This is a genomic window from Paenibacillus sp. FSL M7-0656, assembly GCF_038003225.1.
GTDB lineage: Bacteria > Bacillota > Bacilli > Paenibacillales > Paenibacillaceae > Paenibacillus > Paenibacillus amylolyticus.
The window spans coordinates 3,247,132-3,263,876 of the sequence record NZ_JBBOOT010000001.1; the positions used below are offsets into that span (position 1 = coordinate 3,247,132).

Annotated in this window: 12 protein-coding genes; 3 read left to right on the plus strand and 9 right to left on the minus strand. The window is 46.4% G+C overall.

What is annotated here, in order from left to right; all coding sequences use genetic code 11:
* The gene (locus MHI01_RS14385; RefSeq protein WP_340983445.1) at positions 1 to 1,179 is read right to left on the minus strand and encodes an IS110 family transposase; all 1,179 of its coding nucleotides are present in this window, start codon (positions 1,177 to 1,179) and stop codon (positions 1 to 3) included.
* Between the two features lie 346 nt (positions 1,180 to 1,525).
* Positions 1,526 to 2,188 carry a M48 family metallopeptidase gene (locus tag MHI01_RS14390; RefSeq protein WP_036668307.1) on the minus strand — a complete coding sequence of 221 codons (663 nt, stop codon included), beginning with the start codon at positions 2,186 to 2,188 and terminating at the stop codon, positions 1,526 to 1,528.
* A gap of 153 nt (positions 2,189 to 2,341) precedes the next feature.
* Between MHI01_RS14390 and MHI01_RS14395 the strand changes: the two genes are divergently transcribed.
* Entirely contained in the window at positions 2,342 to 3,097 is a 756-nt protein-coding gene (locus MHI01_RS14395) for a GNAT family N-acetyltransferase (protein WP_340983446.1), read from the plus strand.
* A gap of 185 nt (positions 3,098 to 3,282) precedes the next feature.
* Here the strand turns inward: MHI01_RS14395 and MHI01_RS14400 are convergent, their stop codons facing one another.
* The gene (locus tag MHI01_RS14400; RefSeq protein ID WP_340983447.1) at positions 3,283 to 5,661 is read right to left on the minus strand and encodes a GH36-type glycosyl hydrolase domain-containing protein; all 2,379 of its coding nucleotides are present in this window, start codon (positions 5,659 to 5,661) and stop codon (positions 3,283 to 3,285) included.
* A 129-nt stretch (positions 5,662 to 5,790) separates the two neighbouring features.
* Positions 5,791 to 6,210, minus strand: a complete 420-nt coding sequence (locus tag MHI01_RS14405) for an ester cyclase (RefSeq protein ID WP_339285552.1) — start codon at positions 6,208 to 6,210, stop codon at positions 5,791 to 5,793.
* Positions 6,211 to 6,515: 305 nt separating this feature from the next.
* Between MHI01_RS14405 and MHI01_RS14410 the strand changes: the two genes are divergently transcribed.
* Positions 6,516 to 9,038: a transglutaminase domain-containing protein gene (locus MHI01_RS14410; protein WP_339285550.1), complete on the plus strand. Its 2,523-nt coding sequence runs from the start codon at positions 6,516 to 6,518 to the stop codon at positions 9,036 to 9,038.
* A gap of 125 nt (positions 9,039 to 9,163) precedes the next feature.
* Here the strand turns inward: MHI01_RS14410 and MHI01_RS14415 are convergent, their stop codons facing one another.
* Positions 9,164 to 10,066: an SDR family oxidoreductase gene (locus MHI01_RS14415; protein WP_017690578.1), complete on the minus strand. Its 903-nt coding sequence runs from the start codon at positions 10,064 to 10,066 to the stop codon at positions 9,164 to 9,166.
* 190 nt (positions 10,067 to 10,256) lie between these two features.
* On the opposite strand from MHI01_RS14415, the gene MHI01_RS14420 reads away from it, so the two are divergent.
* The gene (locus MHI01_RS14420) at positions 10,257 to 11,261 is read left to right on the plus strand and encodes a MerR family transcriptional regulator (RefSeq protein ID WP_339285548.1); all 1,005 of its coding nucleotides are present in this window, start codon (positions 10,257 to 10,259) and stop codon (positions 11,259 to 11,261) included.
* 26 nt (positions 11,262 to 11,287) lie between these two features.
* Here the strand turns inward: MHI01_RS14420 and MHI01_RS14425 are convergent, their stop codons facing one another.
* The 4 genes from MHI01_RS14425 to MHI01_RS14440 form a co-directional block, all read right to left on the minus strand.
* On the minus strand, positions 11,288 to 12,817 hold the full coding sequence (locus MHI01_RS14425) for an alpha/beta hydrolase family protein (protein WP_339285547.1): 1,530 nt from the start codon (positions 12,815 to 12,817) through the stop codon (positions 11,288 to 11,290).
* Positions 12,818 to 12,999: 182 nt separating this feature from the next.
* Complete coding sequence (locus tag MHI01_RS14430; protein WP_339285546.1) at positions 13,000 to 14,379, minus strand: amino acid permease; 1,380 nt, start codon at positions 14,377 to 14,379, stop codon at positions 13,000 to 13,002.
* A gap of 333 nt (positions 14,380 to 14,712) precedes the next feature.
* On the minus strand, positions 14,713 to 16,065 hold the full coding sequence (locus MHI01_RS14435; RefSeq protein ID WP_339285544.1) for a sensor histidine kinase: 1,353 nt from the start codon (positions 16,063 to 16,065) through the stop codon (positions 14,713 to 14,715).
* Positions 16,062 to 16,736 carry a response regulator transcription factor gene (locus tag MHI01_RS14440; RefSeq protein WP_339285543.1) on the minus strand — a complete coding sequence of 225 codons (675 nt, stop codon included), beginning with the start codon at positions 16,734 to 16,736 and terminating at the stop codon, positions 16,062 to 16,064. Before MHI01_RS14440 ends, MHI01_RS14435 begins: the two co-directional genes overlap by 4 nt.
* Positions 16,737 to 16,745 lie beyond the last annotated feature (9 nt).

Genomic DNA, 16,745 nt, shown 5'->3' on the forward strand with positions numbered 1-16,745 from the left:
TTACACTTGGTAGGGCTGGCCTTTCTGCAAGATGGCGAAAATGTGATGTAACAGCTTGTTTGCGCAGGCGATCACGGCCACCTTGTAGGGCTTGCCCTCGTTTCTTTTTTTCTCGTAGTACGAACGGATTCTTGCATTCGCATTCTTTCGCATTCCACATTGCACCGCTAAATATAGTGAACGTCTGAGCCTTTTAGAGCCTCGTTTCGTAATTCGTGTACTTGTCGCTGTGAACTTTCCTGAACTGAAAATCCCTGGGTCAAGGCCCGCAAACGCTACAAGTTGCTTCGCATCACTAAACTGTTTCACATCACCTAGTTCAGCTACAATGGCTGCGGCCAGTTTCGTTCCAATTCCCGGGATACTTCTCACCAGTTCGACTTCAGGCAGATTTTCTGCGAGTTCCTCCATTTGTTTTTCGAGTTCCTCCAGTTGCCGAATCATCGTCAACAATAAAGAGACCATTCCGAGCAGTGCCTTGCTTTGAGCGGGGCTACGCCGAATTTCTCTCCATTCATCCTGTACTTCCTCCAGTTTTCTCGCTTTTTCATTGGCCCATCGCTTGGAATGGGATCGTCCCGAATTACCCTGAATGACTTCATTCCAATTCGTCACACTTCCCTCCAAACAATGAGACAGCACCGTCAATGATGTTGTTGAAAACACATTGTAAAATATCTGCTCATACGCCGGAAAAACTTGCTCCAGCAAGGCTCTGCTGTTCAGCTTCGCCTGCACAAAGATTCCCGTGACAAACTCATGCTGCCGAGTCAAATGCTGTAGCTCTGTAAACGTCTCATCCCAATTTCGATGCGGCTTCACGTCGCCGCGATAGTACATCTCTGCCAGATGCCAAGCATCTGCAGCATCTGTTTTAACTTTGCGTAACTGCGTTCCCTTCGCTCGCTTGGATTGCAAGGGATTCACAATGTAGTAGGTGTAGCCACTCCGATTCAGATAGGACACCAAGGCACGATGGTAATGCCCAGTCGCCTCCAAAACAACCACTGGAGCAACACCCGTTTCGGCTTGAAGGGCCCCTAACACCTCCGTAAATTGTTCGAATCCACTCGCAACATGCTCAATGACGATAGCTTTACCAACGGGCTCATTTCGTTTTTGAAACGCCTGTATCACACTTGAACCTTTAGCGACATCTACACCAACAACAGGTTCCATGTCCTCACTCCTTATCTTTCGTTTCGCCGGTCCTTTCCACGATGGTTCCAAACCCATAGCTTCGCTTGTTATACGGGGTCAGCTGCCCCTACCAGCCCAAACATGGTCTTTTGGAAGGTCGTGGGAGAACTGTTTTTGTTACGAGGTCCTAGCCCCTAAAACCGCCACGTTCTCCCGGCTTCCCCCATCGTAAAACGACCACAAAAAAAGGCCAACCAGTAATTACTGGCTAACCTGATAATACGAAAATCCGCGAAGCCGCTCACTGCAAACAGTGGGACCATCGCGGATTTTACGAATTATAATGGAGGGATCTATCGTATCAAGTACAAACTTGGGTCTGGAATTATAGTGTCATAGCCCGACCATTGCGCATCAGGTAATCTTCTTTTGTTTTGTAATCCGGCATGATGCTGCCGATCCGTCGCCAGAAAGAGCGATCATGATTCATGTGGTGAATATGGCAAAGTTCATGAATGATGACATAATCGATCACTTCCAATGGCGCCATCGCCAGGCGATAATTGAACGTAAGTTTTTTGTCCCAGCTGCAACTGCCCCACTTGGTGGGAGAATCTACGACTTCTACTGACTTCGGCTTCACCTTCAACTCCTGCTGATAGCGACCGATGCGCTCCCCAATCATACGTTTACACTCGGCAAAATAAAACTTCTTCAGATTCGCTCGCAGCTCTTCTTCTGTCAGACCCTCTACAGGGATTAAGTCATGCAATGCATGCTCCTTGCCAAAAAGCAGAAACTTCCCCTTGCCCTCATCTTCGTATTCCTTGGCTTGAGGACCTTCGAGCGCCCGCTGCATCAGTGCGGATTTCTTCAAAATTACATCCCCGTGCTGCTCTACAAGTTGCCGGATCATGTCTTCACTGGTACCATTGGGTGCTTTGATTGTTACCATATAAGGCAAGTCCATCGTGATGGACACTTTCTTGCGTTTACCGTATTGGATATGACAGTTAATGCTGTGATTATTTAATTCTATAGTTAACATAACGCGCTCCGCTTCTGAAGTTATTCATTCAACCAAATTAAATTGTATACCATCTCCGGCTATAATGCATACTGTTCGGCGATATATATGTTTGTGTTGTATTTTTATACAGAATTATGTATTATTATTTAATTATAAAATCGGAGGTTGGATATGACACATACCATAGATTCAGAACATAAAACCATTGAAGAACTATCGCTTAGCCACTGGCAACCCTTGTCCACCTTATTATATGACGGCTGGGTACTGCGTTTTGCCAAAGGATATACCAAACGTGCCAACTCCGTTCAACCTATCTACGACTCCACTCTGGATGTGCATAAAAAGATTGAGGAATGTGAGCGCATCTATGCCTCCAATCAGTTAAGTACCATATTCAAAATCACGCCGTTTATTCAGCCGGATCATCTCGACCAGCTTTTGCAAGAAAAAGGGTATGGCGTTGTCGATCTGACCCGTATCCAGACTCGGAGTCTGGAAGAGATCAAAGAGCCTGTGCACCAAACTGTACAGATCGACGAACAGTTGACCACAGCGTGGCTGGATCATTTTTGCAGGTTAAATCAGGTGAATGATCTGCAACGGGAAACGACGGAATTAATGTTGGACAATATCCGAACAAAGGTAGGTTTCATCTCGCTGTTGATCGACGGGCAAGTCGTCGCTTGTGGGTTTGGTGTCATCGAACGTGGCTATATCGGGTTGTATGATATCATTACAGACGCTAACTTCCGGAATCGGGGACTTGCTGAACAGATGATCTTGCATCTCCTGCATTGGGCAAAAAGGAATGGCGCTACGTCTAGTTATCTGCAAGTCGTTGCGAATAATGCACCTGCCTTGAAGCTTTACGCCAAGCTGGGTTATTCAGAGATTTATAGCTATTGGTACAGAGTCAAAGAATAGAGTGTTTGCTAATCAAGCTTAGCTTGTGGATTCTTTTATCATATTCAGTCTGACAAACAGATTAATTCAAAACAACATCTTGAAAGCAAAACTGCCCTCCTCCTATGAAGGAAAGGCAGTTTTTAATTTTTCTTAGTGATTGTCCAAAACTCTTCACACCGTTTATCAGCTACTCCGTACTCTTTCTACAAAGGCAGTTTCACCAGCACCTCATATTTCACGCCAGCCTGTATATTCTTGATGATGTCGCCTGCAATCCGTTGACCGTCAACATGTACCTCAATTGTCCGGACAGTTGCATCCTTCTTCATGTTTACATTCAGCTCAGCCCCGCGGAACAACCGCGTAACTGATGCCTCGTTCCAATCTTCTGGTAACTGCGGCCGCACTTGAAGTCCTTGTGCATGACCTTGCAGTCCAAACAATCCGTCGATCAGGCAGCGATACACCCAAGGTACTGTGCCGGTGTTGAACAGATGACTGGAGCGCCCAGCTGTACGTGGGAATTGCCGATAAGCTCCGCGATAATAATTCGGGATAAATACAGGTAGCTGACCTCGCTGGAGAATATCCTCGCCATCGGGGCCAGGAATCATTTTACGCAACAGACGATACGCCTTCTCCTTCTCGCCCACCAGGTACAACGCATAAATATAGAACGCCGCCGCGTGATTGTACACGGCACCATTCTCTGCACTTCCCGGATGTTTCTGCGTAACACGGCCTACATCCTCCCGCATCGCTGTGAAAGACGGCGCGAGCTTCTCGACACCATATGGCGTCTCCAATTGCTCCTCTACCGCACGGATTAACTTCTCCTGTTTATCTTGATCCGCAGCACCGCTCATAAGTGCCCAGCTCTGAGGATTGATATAGATGCGCCCTTCCACGTCTTTGCTTACACCAAACACTACGTTATCATCCGTAATTCCGCGGGCATACCAGTCCCCATCCCACAGATACTCATTGGCTACAGCATTGGTCTGAGTGGCTTCCTGACGGAATTCCGCTGCAACCTCGCCATGCCCTGCCTGTTCACCAATATCTGCCCACACATTGAACGCATATGCCGACGCAATGGTTAACCAGCCGGATACGCCTTTGCCTTTGTACCCCACCATGTTCATCGGATCACACCAGTCACCCTGATTGATATAGTTCAACCCACGCGCATCACGCTCATGGATCAACCAGCGCATTGCAAGATTCATATGCTCCAGTACGGAAACCTTTTGTTCACTGTCTGTAAAAGCAACCTGTTCCTCCAAAATGCTATAGTCATTCGTTTCATCCAAATAGGTCTTCATACAGACCGGAAGCCAGATGCAGTGATCAGTATGAGGAACCTGGTTAATATATTTCAGTTCTGCGTCCGGGTGCAAAATAATGCCGTCTGGCATCGCGCCGCTTATATGCTGCTGAGACAAAGCGGTCAAGAACGCAGCTCGTGCAATCTGCGGCTGAATATAACTCATGCCCATGTTGTCTTGCAAATAATTCCGCGTCTGCGGATCGGTTGTCAGACGGTTGGTTTTGCCATGATAGTACATCTGGCGAGGCAACCAATGATTCACGACATTATCTAACCAGCTGTCCGGTGTCTCAATCTGGATGTTCCCTTGCCCTTCCGCAATATAACCAGCATACTCCTGCTCGGCTGCGGTGAAACCATCCTGTCCTTCCTCATTCTGCTTCACAAAATAATGCTGACGAATGCCCTCAATCTCTGTCTCATCATGAGCCGGACCAAAGATGAATCGATACGCCTGCTCCGCTCCTGCTTCCAGTTCGACTCTATATTGCAATACAGCTACAGGTGTCTCGTACCGTGCATCTCCACCAGCCAGTGTCTCCGACTGCAGGGCCGAAGGATTATGTAGCCCACCTTCGCCTTCAAAAGTCTCATGATTTACTTCCCAGCCAGTCGGTTGGTGATCTGCAAGCAGATAGGTTTTGTCACTATAGTTTTTGATTTTGCTATAATCCTGATATTTCTGATACGGCGTAATCGCCGAGCAGATAATGCCCTGCAAATCTTCCACATATGAACCGGATTGGTTCATCCAGGACATATAACCGACCGTATAATACGGGTAGATACTCAGCTTGCGTTTTCTCGAAGACAGATTGGTTACCTTCACACGCCATAGCTCCATGACATCTTCCTTCGGCAGACGCAGGGACATCTCGATGCAAATGTCGTCCTGAATCACTTTCCAATGAATATCGTGTTTACCGACAGCGAACGTATAGCTATCCGCCTGCTTGCGAACCGGTTCATACGGGGCTGAGAAAATTTCGCCACTTATTTCATCTTTAATGTAGACAAACCGTCCCGGATGGTGGGCATAGTATGGCTGCTCCGGTTGCATAAACGTCTTGGCTTCCAGGTTGGGCGCATACGAGTATTTAGCAGGTTCGGGCTGCATGAATTGGGCCACCGCGTACCCCCGGCAATTCACATGAATCATCATCTTTTCATTCCAAAGGAATCCGGATGCCTTCGGTAAACTTGTCGGGCTTGTTAGTTCAACATATTGATTATCTTCCGTTGCTTTAATCATCACTGAACCTCACTTTCAGATTATGGAGTTAAAAGACAGAAAACGTTTTAGGTAACTTGTATACAACTTTGTCCATTATAACACGGGAACGCTTACAAAGAACTGAAAACTAAAAAAGAGCTGAGAAACTCAGCTCCGATTACGTTCCAATTGTTTCTCGATGCCCAACCTGTCGATCTGTATCCAATACTCTGCAATTCGTTCGTTTTCCACTCGGTATACCGCACTGGCAATTTCAATAACCGGGAGTTTGGTTGGGCTGTATCCGTCCACTTCGCCAACATGGGTACCGGTTTGTCTCCAGCGCACATAGACTTTATCGCCTTGCGTCAGCAACTCCAGAATTTCGAGTGAAAACTCCCCGTATGCTTCAATCATCTCTCGCACATGATCCGTATAATCGGAAGGTGTTCGGGTGACCGTGACCTCAGCTTCGGATATTACTTGATGAGCCAGTACTTGTTCCGCCATCACGCTGCTTGCATAATCAGGATTCCGGCCTGATCGGACTTCTTCAAAAAAGGTTCTGACAATCTGTTCTGCTGTCATACGCCAATCCAGCCTCCTCAATTATTCTTCTGTTATATATATAAATATGTAGTAACTCTTGTATTTTAACATGGTCCCCCCGCTATGGAATTACAACTGTTCTATTGTTCTACAGGACTTAAAACCTACCCTCTCACCTTGACAATGCGTCAATATGACCATAAACTAGCAAAGGATATTAGGAAATTAATAGGAGGTTTGGCTGTTAAGAGGTTCGTGTATGGGTTTTAACCAATTTTGATAGTCTTTCGGTGTGTAGAAACGTAGCATTAGAGCAACTCAGAAAAACAAGAAAGCGGTGTATCATGAAACGTCTATTTTTCATTATGTTTGCACTCACCCTGTTACTGGCTGGATGCCAGAGTACTGAACAGGAGAGTAGTCCGTCCGAAAATAACCCTACAGAAGTAGTAGAAGGTTCTACCATTTTAAGTTTGAAGCAGAAATACGGCTCTGAATCGGAACAAGCGATCATGCCGATGTACAACGTAGCTCAGGATGAAGAATTTACGTTCAAGTTTAAAGCAGATTTAGGAAAATCTAATTGGTCCCTGAGAGATACCATATCCGTACATACCGATATTAAAGCACTCAAAGCAAGTGAAGTACCTTTATTATCAGATATTCATGACAATAGTATTTCTATTAGACCTCTTGGATGGGGCGTTTTAAGTTCAGATTCCATGATGAACAAGGATCAAAGTTCTTGGGGCGGTGCCCCCATTTATTACATTCGTCTGAATTATGATCCAGATGCTGAGAAGCTAACACTACTCGATCAGCCCATCATTATTCCGTTTACAGTAAAATCGGAGTTACCCGTACCTAACCTAAGATACGAAATTGACAAAGATAGACGGTTCAAGTTGGTCTGGGACAAGGTTGAAGGTGCCACAGAATATAAAATTTATAAACGTTCTGACCTAACCAACTTCGATACAAATGTACCTCTAACTGGCGCAGAGGACGCGTTCAGTAATAGTCTGCCTTTAGATATTGCGGTAACGACAGAGACGTCTTTCAATGATTTTTTGAGAGACGGAAAAGGCGGGCTAGGCACTTATAATGAAATGATAACTACCACTCAGAACCATGGTATACGAGGAGAATATTACGTCACTGCAATCGGCGGAGGCAAAGAATCCAATTTTAGCAGAGGTGTCCCTACAGCTCCGCTTGCTTCCCAGTTGCCAACATCTCTGAAAGAACAATTGTATAGGGAGAAATTAAAGAATATAGATGTACTTCCTCAGAAAGCAACAGTTGAGTACAATGACGGCTCTCTAGCTCGTGAAACCATTGTCTATGATACCAAAAGCGTAGAAATTTCAGAGTTCAATGAAACGAATATTCCTTTTCACGTTAAAGGAACAGCTTTGAAAAGTTACGTGCGCGTAGAAAATGTGACCCAAGCAGACCTGGACAGACTTGCTCAGCAAACCGTAGCCGATTCCAGCAACGGACTGGTGGAACCAAAGAATGACACACCTTACGTTCCTGCACCTGATGTGCCAACGATCATTAACAATCATGATGCACCTGAGTCTGCAACGGAAACAGAGGAAGCACCGGCTTCGGAAACTTCAACTACAGAGTCTACAACCGATACTGGAACGTCAGAAGATGCAACTGATCCTCTATCTACTGAGGCTTCCGATGATACTTCTGATAATTCTTCAGATATGGCTTCTGAAGAAACTTCCAATGAAACACCTGCTCCAGCTCCCGAAGCTGAAGAAGACAACCTGGTAGATGAACAGAAATCGAATACACAGCAAAATGTAGAACAAGGTAATGAGGAAACCGTGCCTCAGCCTGCTACAGGCGATGCAATGATCAATGCAGATTCCGCATTGGAAGAAGTTTTAGCCAAGAACATGATTGCGGCACAAGATAAAATTTCGTTAAAAGCTTTCCCCGAAGCTCAAAATTTCACGACACTCTCAGATGTTGTTTTGAAAGTGATGTACCAGAATCCATTGATTCTTGGTGTGGAAGGTTTCGAATACAACTATGGTACACTTACCCTTTCCATTTATTACAATGAATCGGCTAGTGGTATCCAGAAGAAGCAAGATGAGATTATTGCCAAAGCAAACGAAGTGGTGGCTTCCATTATCAAGAATGGTATGAACGAAGACGAGAAACGGAAAGCCATCTACGATTATCTGAACGATAACGCAAAGTATGATGATGCAGCGCTGGAAAATGCGGAGCAAAACAACTTCAAAAATGTCGATCCACAGTTTAATGACTCGTTTACCACATACGGTATTCTGGTCAAAGGAGTTGGGGTATGTGCCAGCTATGCTTCCGTTTACAAATTGCTCTCCGATCTCTCGGGATTGGAAAGCATCGTTGTAACGGGCGCTTCCAGCGGCGTTCCACATGCATGGAACAAGGTCAAAATCGGGAACGAATGGTTCCATGTCGATGCCACCAACAACCTGACGAACTCCGGCATCCCGTATTTCCTGTACAATGCCAATGATGAGACTGCTGCAAGTCAGAAAACGATAGCGGATCAAGATTATTGGCTTGATTCCGAGCTCACGATGTTTAATGGCGAGAGCGATGCCAATGATTATTATGTGCAGAATGATCTCGAAGTCGCGTCCATTAATGAGTACAAAACCAAGGCTGAGAGTGAACTCAAAAAAGGAGAGAACCGGGTCATTCTCCGTTTCGCCTCACCTGTTGACTCTGATGAGCTGATGACAGCTGCCGGCGAAGCCCTCGCTGCAGTGGATGAAGCCCTTCTGAATACAGCACAATTAGCCACGCTAGGCAGTTATGCCATTCTGGACCCGAAACCAGAGCAGAAGTAATTTTATTTTCATAAAAAATAACATAACAATAAAACACTCCATTCACCTTCATCGGGAATGGAGTGTTTTGCTTAAATTTCCTATGAGTACTGACCTAGGATTTATAGGCCTTTTATATCCAACGTTTACGGACTAACCGTACCGCCATTTGCATTCAGTGTCTCTCCGCTCACATAGCTGGATTCCTGGCTTGCCAGGAACACAAATGCCGGAGCCATCTCGGCAGGTTGTCCTGCTCTACCAAGCGGTGTATTGGAGCCAAAATCGGCCAGCTTCTCGACTGGTTGTCCACCCACGACCTGAAGTGGTGTCCATACCGGGCCTGGTGCAACAACGTTGACACGAATTCCTTTGCTACCCACCTGTTGCGCCAGCGCTTTGCTGAACGTGTTAATGGATGCCTTCGTTGTCGCATAATCCAGCAGGATTGGCGAAGGTTTGTATGCCTGAATCGATGATGTGTTGATAATGGAGCTGCCCGGCTTCATGTGTTTCACAGCTGCTTTGCAGAGCCAGAACATGGAATAGACATTTGTTTTGAACGTTGCATCGAACTGCTCGGTGGTCAGATCCGCAATCTGCTCCACAAACTGCTGTTTACCTGCCACGTTAGCAAGGATATCAATCCCGCCAAGCTCTTTTACCGCAGATTCAATGAGTTCTTCACAGTATTTCTCATCCTTCAGGTCACCTGGCATCGTAATTGCTTTGCGACCGGCTTCCTCAATCAGCTTCACAACTTCCTGCGCATCTGCTTCCTCTTCCGGCAGATAGGCAAGAACGACATCCGCGCCTTCACGAGCAAACGCAATCGCTGCCGCCCGGCCTATTCCGCTGTCGGCTCCGGTCACAACCGCTTTACGTCCTGTTAAACGTCCGCTGCCTTTATAACTTTTCTCACCCGCATCGGGAACAGGGGTCATCTCACGCTGGAGCCCCGGCTCATCCTGTTGCTGTTTCCACTCCGGTGTCGCCTTTGGATATTGGGTCGTTGGATCTTGCATGGTGTGCTGATCTTGATTAGCCATGTTCAATTTCCTCCTTGGTTATTTACACGATACCCATCGTATAAACGTATTTTTTATTTGTTGTGAATTTAATTTGCGTAAAAGTTGCACTCTTTCCTTTGTAACCGAGATGGGTGGAATTTAAACTAAGCCCGCCAGAATTCCATGACAGTCGTCTAACATTGAATCTCCAGTGACAGGAGGTTGTATAATGAATCATGAGGTGATCTCGTTGAATGCAAACAAAGAACCCTATTCCATCGGTGAAGCAGCCAAACTGATCGGCTCCACGGTGAAAACGATCCGTTATTACGATGAGATTGAACTGTTACAACCCTCCAGTCATACGGAAGGTGGGCATCGACTCTATACAACGCAAGACCTGTGGCAACTCGAACTCATTACAACACTTCGTTATCTGAATTTCAGCATACCGGATATTCGAAAGCTCATGTCCGGTGAACTGGCGGTAGCACAGGCACTGGATCTGCAGATTGAAGCGTTGGAAACCCAGATCGGCACGATGAATTCCATGCTCTCCGTTTTGCAGCAAGCGAGGCAGCATGAAGAAGAAACTTCACTGCGCTCGGAGCAGTCTCTTACCTACATCTCCAGTCTGGTAGAATCGCTAACGGCCAATGCGAGCAGGCGAAAACAATCTGTTGCTGCCAAGGTGGATGAATCCCATCTGCTGGACAGCATTCCGCAGGAGTGGAGAGTGTCGTTTCTGCACTTTTTTGATAAATACATGATGAAAGATACCAAACTGACGGCTCAGCAAACACTGGCCTGGAAGGAAATTCAGGAACTGATCAATGATCCGGCCTATTGGGCTGATCTAGCTCGGCTGGAGGTTCCATTCTTCATTATGGTGAATCAACCACAAGTCGAAGCGGACGTCTGGGTGAAAAAAATGGAGGCTATTCGCATTCGCACTACCGAAGCGCTGGACAAGCGTTGGGCAATCGATAGCCCTGCTGTGCAAAGCATGGTGTGGGACTTTGTGTTGATGTATGCAAGTGTCGAGCATGCCGAAACACCTGAAGTATTTTTTAGTAAACAGGCCCGATATATGCTGGACTCTGTGACCGATCGCATTCTGCGTTTTAACAAGCTGTGCAAGGTGATGAATCCCGAATGGAGCCAGATTGTAGATGGCATTAACCTGTTGCAGGAGGGCATGCGGTTACGATTAAAACAAATGGAAGAAGACTGAACTCCAGTCTCCTTCCATTTATACGTTTAGCCTTTTTTCAACGAATAGGATTCATGTTCTCCCACTTCCGTGTCCAAATGAAGCGATTGCCCTTTCAAGTAGTGGTTGAAAAAATCAATCGTTGTATCGTTAACCAACTGTTGTGTCCCCCTCGCATCTACACCCTGCGTCCATTCGAGCAGTGGAGAGATCAGGTAGAGGTCGGAGAAACTCAGATGTTTGGTGTTGGTCAGCTCCATCCAGAAGTTCCCTCCTGCGGTTACCGGCTCATAGCGCTCGTACACTTCCTCGTAATATTTCTCGGCTTCCGGACGGGTCGTGCCCATCGCAGCAATTTCCTCGTCACTCATCACACTTGTACCTGCAACGGTTGAGTCTGCACTCATCATCAGGAACGGCTTGCCCACGCCTTCCGCAGGGATACGTTTCTCGCCAAACAATACACCGTCCATATTCATGCCTGCTTTCACACGTGGATCATCCATTAACATCTGTACTGTCGTTGCTCCGCCAAATGAATGCCCAAACATGCCGATATTGTCCAGATCCATACGTCCGGTAAAGCGTCCGCTCGGATCTTCCGCACCCAACTTCTCTACCTCATCCAGCACAAACTGTGCATCCTTCACCCATGTCTCATTTAACTTGTCCATGTAACTGAATTGTAGCTGCTCAAAACCTTCTTTCCCTTCCGATTCAAACTGCGCCACACGTCCATCCGGGAATACGGACACCAGACTGCTATACGTGTGATTAATGCCCACAACGATGTATCCTTGACTCACTAGCTGCTCGACCTGGAACGTATTCTGATTTTCATACCCATGCAGACCATGAGAGAAGAGAACAACCGGATACTTGGCTTCGGCCTCAGACAACTGAGCTTCCTGTATCGCATGTGTTTTGACCTGACTCAGACTGGAAAATAAAAGCTTTGGCAGTTTCAGCACTTCATTGAAGGCTGTCGCATAGATATCCGGCTTATTAACATAAGGAGCTGTTGCGCCCTCTGCGTCTGAATTCGTTGGGTACCAGATCTGTACCATCAGCTCCCGTTGATCACCGGCAGAACTCGTCAGCAACTCCTCACGGCTGTTATCTGTCCAATCGTAGGATACCGTTCCGATTCCATAGGGACCTGCTGGCTTGGCAAACGAAAACACCGGGAACAGCAGTGGCAAGCCAATGCTCACAATAGCGTATACCACCACCAAGAGAGACGTTGCGATGATTCGAACACGTCCGAATTTCCCCGCTACAGGTGATGTCGAAGATGGCGCCTCGGAACATTTACTATTCAGCGAAGTTGCACCTGACTTTTGCTGGCGTCTTGCCTGTGTAACTAACACAACCAGTGGAACCAACGTGAGCAGATACGCCGGAATCATCGGCCAACGAAGTCCTTCGACCACACTATGGACGATCAACAGCACACCCGATATGACGAATCCACCCCATACCATTTTCCGAAAATGTTGACTCTGTCTCCCGATCCCGATTACCCCCACGAACATAAGCAAGTTAAAAATAAGATAAATCCATTCTACTGTCCTCATATGCTTAAAGCCTCCCTTTCTACCTCCAATCTTAAAACCTCCAGTTACAGGAGATTCAAGCATGAATTTTGCGGATAAAAAAATGCACTCCCTGAATGACGCTGAATCACCCGCAGGTTCTCCATTGTATTCAAGGAATGCACGTATGAAATTACGATATAAGTTGATTTTTGAATATTAGACTAGCGATCTTCGCCGCCATCTATCTGTTGTCTTTTGCCAATGCCAAATGCGAAATATCCTGCCACCACGATTGCCATAAACGTAGCTCCAACAACCAGAGGCAAGCGCGTATCCGGGTTAAATGCCATACCGATAATGACGAGGATCAGATACACAATAATAATGTAATTGCTGATCGGGAACCATTTGGACTTGAAGTTATGATCCGCCATCTCGTTGCCCCAACGCCTTCTGAATCGGAACTGGCTGAACGCCAGCGCGAACCATGGAACCATGCCCGGAAGAACACTTGCACTGTAGATGTACAGGAACAGCTTGGAGTCCGGCATCAGGTAGTTCAGCACAACCCCAATCAGCAGCAAGGAGATTGTAATGACGATACTGTTGCGGGGAACCCCACCTTTGGACAGCTTTTTGAAAAAGGCAGGTGCCTGCCCATTCTCAGCCAGCGTGTATAACATCCGTCCCGCACTGTAGATCCCGCTGTTACATCCCGACATGGCCGCCGTGAGCACCACAAAGTTAATGATCCCCGCTGCAGCAACAATACCAACTTTGGCAAAGGTGAGCACAAACGGGCTGCCCGTCTCGCCTACTTCGTTCCAAGGGTACAAGGTTACGATAACAAATATGGCACCAACGTAGAAAATAAGAATACGCCACACGATATTTTTGATCGCTTTACGCAAAGTGTGTTTCGGATTCTCCGCTTCGCCTGCTGTAATACCGACCATCTCCACCCCTTGATACGCAGCCGTTACGATACACAATGCGAAGAGGAAACCTTTGATGCCTCCAGGGAAGAAGCCACCATGACTGAACAGATTCGACAGTCCGATTGGCTCTCCCCCGTTCCCCAAGCCGAAGAAGATGAGCCCGGTTCCGATCACGATCATCGCCACAATAGCCGTCACCTTGATCATCGCAAACCAGAATTCAAATTCCCCATAGAACTTCACCGCCGCCAGATTTGCCGCCGCAATGATGAGCACCCCAGCAAGTGCAGGCAGCCACTGTGGAATATCCGGGAACCAATACCCGACATAGATACCAATCGCCGTAACTTCCGCCATACCAACCGTAACCCATAGGAACCAGTAGCTCCAGGCGGTCAGAAATCCGGCAAGCGGACTAATATATTTGTGAGCAAATGTTGCAAACGAACCCGTGACCGGCTCCTGAATCAACATTTCCCCCATAATGCGCATGACAAAAAAGATAACGATACCAGCCAATAAATAAGCCAGCAGCACGGATGGACCTGCCCATTTGATCGTACTTGCCGATCCCATGAACAAACCAACGCCGATTGTACCTCCGAGTGCAATCAGCTCTACATGGCGGGGCTTTAGCCCTCTAGATAGTTGCTTTGATTCCAAACGATTCTCCCCTTTTCTTGTGTACAGCTTCCTGATGTAATCTTTAATTTTCACATTCACATTAACGCAATGCAGAATTACTCCACCAAATTGTACGAGATGTGCCGCAGAAATACAACAAGGAATGTGAGGAAGTTTAGCTAAACAGGGCTTTTACATGAAAAAGGTGCCTCTTCCTCATGCCCTCACCTGACATGATTAGGATAACCCTTGATGATTTATTGCAATCAGATTAATCCTGATTTTTATCCCTACTGGAATAGGGATCTGAAAACTCATAAAAAAAGAGCTACCAGAAAAATATCTTTGGCAGCTCTACATCCATTTTTGTAATCATCCGGAAGGCAAATGAACCATCACCGTTGTCCCCACGCCCACCTGGCTTCTCATTTCAACAGTTCCGTGATGGAGCATCACGATTTTTTTGACGATGGCGAGGCCCAGACCGTTACCACTAATGCTACGATCGCGTGACAGGTCTGTTTTATAAAACCGTTCGAAAACATAATCCAGTTGCTCCGGCGCTATTCCAATGCCCGAATCGGTTATCGTGAAAAAGATTCCATCCACAGACTGGTTCGTGCGTATTTCGATACGTCCGCCCACGGGAGTAAACTTAATGCTGTTGCCTAGTAAATTCATCCACACTTGGTTAAGCTGATCCTGATCTGCCCTGATTTTGATACCGTCCGCCAATTCTAAGTGAATTCGAATGCCTTTGGCTGACCATTGAGGCTCGCAAGTCACCACCACTTGCCTGATTTGCTCATCAAGATTATAGGTGGTTGTCTCGAACGGATGATGATCGGAATCCAGAGACGCAAGCTCCAGCAGATTATCACTTAGTCTGGATAGTCGTCCACTCTCTGTAATAATGATATCGAGGTAATAGTTACGATCGGCCTCAGCGACCAGGCTGCTGTTTTTCAAAGCCATGGCAAAACCGGAAATAGAGGTCAGCGGCGTTTGAATCTCGTGAGATACATTGGAAACAAAATCCTGTCTCATCTGTTCCAGCTGTTTAAGCTCACTCGCCATTTCATTAAAACTCTGCGTCAATGCTCCCATTTCGTCCACGCGCTTTGTTTGGATTTCCACATTAAAATCACCCTTCGCCAGTCGTTTGGTTGCCCGCGTCAACACCTGAATCGGCTTCACCAAATACCTTGCAGCAATAAGGATACAAAAACTTCCGATCAACAGTGCAAGCAATAACACCAGTAAAATCATCCGATTAATGATATTTTCGTTCTGCGGAGAATACTGCATAAACATGGCTTGTGGTTCCCCTTTGTATGGAAAAGGAAGACCTATGAACGTCTGCTCCACTTCTCCGGGAGAACGATAGACCTGACCCTGCAACACCTTTTGAACCACTTCTGGTGCAATTTCAACGGTCTCTGTATGGTCTAAGTCATAAAAGGTTACGTTACCCGAAACGTCATATAGATGAATGGGATAGGTGGACACCTTCACCATACTTTTGATGAAAGCATCCCTGTCCTCAGGTTGCGTTTGCTCATATAGACGGATCAGTTCCTCCCCTACAGAAATCATGTCATTCTGACCGATATGATTTACTTCTTTTTTGAAGAGGAAGACCCCCATGAAAAAAGAGGTCAGCAAGCTGAAAACAATGACGACCAGAAACGTGCAAATAATACGAACATATAAGGTTTTGATCATGTGATGACTAACCGGTAGCCCAAACTGCGAGCCGTTTCAATCTGAAAATGGTGTGCATCACCAGCGAATTTTTCCCTTAGTCGCTTGATATGAACATCAACTGTCCGGTCATCCCCTTCATAATCACTCCCCCAGATCTTGATGATTAACTGTTCCCGGGTAAAAATCTGCCCAGGCTGGTTTGCCAGCATGAACAGCAACTCGAACTCTTTTAGAGGCAAATTGATTGTTTCCTCTCCACGAATCACTTGAAAGCTACGTCGATTCAGCATAATGCCCCCTAGTTGAATGGTCTGGGAGGAGGCAATCAGGTAACGTTTCAGCAATGCTTTTACTCTCATCACAAGTTCCAGCGGATCAAAGGGCTTCGTTAAATAATCATCTGTTCCCAACTGAAATCCCTTTACTTTCTGGGCCGATTCCCCTTTTACCGTGACCATTAGCAATGGCATATTCAGATCCATACGCCGGATCTCCTTGCATAATTCCCAACCATCCAATCGCGGCATCATAATATCAAGGATTACCAGATCGATTTGGGATTTCCCCACAATCTCCAGTGCTTCCGCTCCGTCCTTAGCTACCACAATCTCGAATCCTTCATTACGTAAAAACAAGGTGATCAGCTCACGAATATGCACATCGTCATCCACAACTAGGATTTTGGTCATATCAAATGT

Coding starts and splice junctions, on each gene's coding strand:
- MHI01_RS14415 (WP_017690578.1), bottom strand. CDS start 10,066: ATGGCTAATCAAGATCAGCACACCATGCAAGATCCAACGACCCAATAT.
- MHI01_RS14420 (WP_339285548.1), top strand. CDS start 10,257: ATGAATCATGAGGTGATCTCGTTGAATGCAAACAAAGAACCCTATTCC.
- MHI01_RS14410 (WP_339285550.1), top strand. CDS start 6,516: ATGAAACGTCTATTTTTCATTATGTTTGCACTCACCCTGTTACTGGCT.
- MHI01_RS14425 (WP_339285547.1), bottom strand. CDS start 12,817: ATGAGGACAGTAGAATGGATTTATCTTATTTTTAACTTGCTTATGTTC.
- MHI01_RS14400 (WP_340983447.1), bottom strand. CDS start 5,661: ATGATTAAAGCAACGGAAGATAATCAATATGTTGAACTAACAAGCCCG.
- MHI01_RS14405 (WP_339285552.1), bottom strand. CDS start 6,210: ATGACAGCAGAACAGATTGTCAGAACCTTTTTTGAAGAAGTCCGATCA.
- MHI01_RS14395 (WP_340983446.1), top strand. CDS start 2,342: ATGACACATACCATAGATTCAGAACATAAAACCATTGAAGAACTATCG.
- MHI01_RS14385 (WP_340983445.1), bottom strand. CDS start 1,179: ATGGAACCTGTTGTTGGTGTAGATGTCGCTAAAGGTTCAAGTGTGATA.
- MHI01_RS14435 (WP_339285544.1), bottom strand. CDS start 16,065: ATGATCAAAACCTTATATGTTCGTATTATTTGCACGTTTCTGGTCGTC.
- MHI01_RS14390 (WP_036668307.1), bottom strand. CDS start 2,188: ATGTTAACTATAGAATTAAATAATCACAGCATTAACTGTCATATCCAA.
- MHI01_RS14440 (WP_339285543.1), bottom strand. CDS start 16,736: ATGACCAAAATCCTAGTTGTGGATGACGATGTGCATATTCGTGAGCTG.